Origin of the sequence: Dietzia sp. HMSC21D01 (genome assembly GCF_001815995.1) — a bacterium.
GTDB lineage: Bacteria > Actinomycetota > Actinomycetes > Mycobacteriales > Mycobacteriaceae > Dietzia > Dietzia cinnamea.
In genome coordinates this window covers 1-2129 of record NZ_KV823915.1, presented here as the reverse complement: position 1 = coordinate 2129, position 2129 = coordinate 1, and the positions used below count along the sequence as shown (strand labels likewise).

The following is a 2129-nucleotide window of genomic DNA, read 5'->3' as shown; positions in this document are numbered from 1 at the left end:
ATCCGCAGATTCCCATGAATCACCCGGGCTCGGCGACGTCTCGGTGGATTCGTCACGACCCAGGGAGGTTGCTCCGCGCCGATGCCACGGCAGCTCGACTACCGTCCCATTGTCCACGAGGGCTAAAACCTCGTCGTCGTCACATACCCACGGCGACCCCCATCGACGTGCCAGGCTGCGCCAGCCCACCGATCGGCCGGCGGCCCCGCCGGAGGCACCTGGAATGCTGTTCCCCATGCCCGCCGACGTCGCGCCCCTGCTCCTGCTCGTGGCGGCGTCGGCCGTCATCCTCGGGACCGTGCTGCAGCGGGTCAGCGGGATGGGGGTCGGGCTCGTGGTCTCGCCGACGCTCGCGCTGCTGCTCGGGCCCGTCACCGGCGTGCTGCTGACCAACATTACGACCGTCGTCTCCGCCGTGCTCATCGGGATCACGCTGCGCCACGACATCGACTGGCACCGCTACCGCCGCCTCGCTCCCCTGATCGTCGTGGGTTCCGTGCCCGGCGCACTCCTGGTCGGCGCCGCGGACCGCCACTGGCTCGAGGTGATCATCGGCGTCGCGCTGATCGGCACGCTGCTGACGACCGCGTTGGTGCGGATCCCGCCCATGAGCGGTCGCCTCCCCGCCGCCGCGGCCGGCACCGCCGGCGGGTTCCTCAACACCGCCGTGGGCGTCGCCGCGCCCGCCATGCTGGTCTACGCGCAGGCCACCAACTGGCAGCAACGCTCGTTCGCCGCGACCCTGCAGCCGATCTTCGGGACCATGGGCCTGGTGTCCGTCCTGGTCAAGGTCGGGCTCGGGGCCGCGCCGGTGTCCGAACTGCCGCTGGCGGTGGTCGGGCTGGTCGTGGCGATGGTGCCGGTCGGCATCGTCATCGGCGGCCTGGTCGCGCGGCGGGTGCCCGCGGCCGTGGGGCGGAAGGTGGCGATCGTCGTGGTGTCCGTCGGCGCGCTCAGCCTGCTCGGGCGGGGACTGGCGGGCGTGATCGGCTGAGCCATCCTCCGGTCGGTCGGCGTGGCGGGGTCGCGGATAGCTCTCCGTAGGCCGGGTCCGCCCTGGCGCGACGTTGGCGCCCCCTCGGGAGAGCGGTAGCGAGAGGTCGCCTCGCTGATTCGTCTACTACACACGCGGCGATCCTCCTATTGTCGAGGAACCCCTTAGTTCCCCTCACTAGGAGCGCCATGACCACCCAGACCATCGACGTCCCCCACCTCGGCGGCTCGACCATCGGCTACCGGTTCGGCCGTGAGTACGACCCCTCCCTGCCCACCCTGGTGATGATCAACTCCTTCCCCACCTCAGTCGAGCTGTACCGGCCGCAGTTCGCCAGCGACGAGCTCGGCTCCCGCATGAACCTGCTCGCGATCGAGCCCTACGGGCACGGCGCCACCCGCTCCCGCTACCGGCACTTCACCTACTGGGACAGCGCGATCGCCGCACTCCAGGTGATGCAGGCGCTCGACATCGACATGGCGTTCGCGCTGGGCACCTCCCAGGGCGGCTGGATCGCCACCCGCATGGCACTGCTCGACCCCGACGCCATCCGCGGCATCGTCGTGGTGGGCACCTCCATGGACTACGAGAGCCAGGCCAGCATGGAGCGCGGCTGCTGGGACGGCTCCGGCTTCTGCACACCCGCGATCGACGCCCTCGCCGCCCCCGTCGGGGACGAGTGGCTTGTCGACGACGAGTTCGTCCTCGGCGTCCTGGCCGCCGGCCTCGGGGACGACGTGTCGGACTCCGAGAAGCAGTTCTGGCTGGACACGTACCGCCAGAACTACACCGGCGACGACGGCCGGCACCGCCTCCGCACAGCCTCGGTCAACCTGCGCGACCGCGACGGCCTCGAAGCCCGCCTCGGCGACGTGGTGTGCCCTGTCCTCTGGCTGCAGGGCACCGCCGACTCCGTGTACTCCGTGGCCAACGCCGAGGACGGCATCGCCCGCTTCACCGGCTCACCCTCCGCCGAACTCCAGATCGTCGAGGGCGGCCAGCACTTCCTCACCGCCTCGGACCCCGAGACCGCCAACGCGGCCACCCTGGCCTTCGTCGAGAAGTGGAGCTAGCTGCACTGACCGCGCACGCTTGGTCTGCTCGGGCGACCGCCCGGCGGCTGCGGCCGCCGGGC

The 2129-nt window shown here is 71.1% G+C and carries 2 protein-coding genes; both read left to right on the top strand.

Annotation, left to right across the window (positions count from 1 at the left end):
* Positions 1-235 precede the first annotated feature (235 nt).
* Positions 236-994 (top strand): sulfite exporter TauE/SafE family protein, encoded by a 759-nt coding sequence (locus tag HMPREF3086_RS08880; protein ID WP_244881722.1) that lies wholly within the window; start codon positions 236-238, stop codon positions 992-994.
* A gap of 188 nt (positions 995-1182) precedes the next feature.
* Complete coding sequence (locus HMPREF3086_RS08875; protein ID WP_070721415.1) at positions 1183-2067, top strand: alpha/beta fold hydrolase; 885 nt, start codon at positions 1183-1185, stop codon at positions 2065-2067.
* Positions 2068-2129 lie beyond the last annotated feature (62 nt).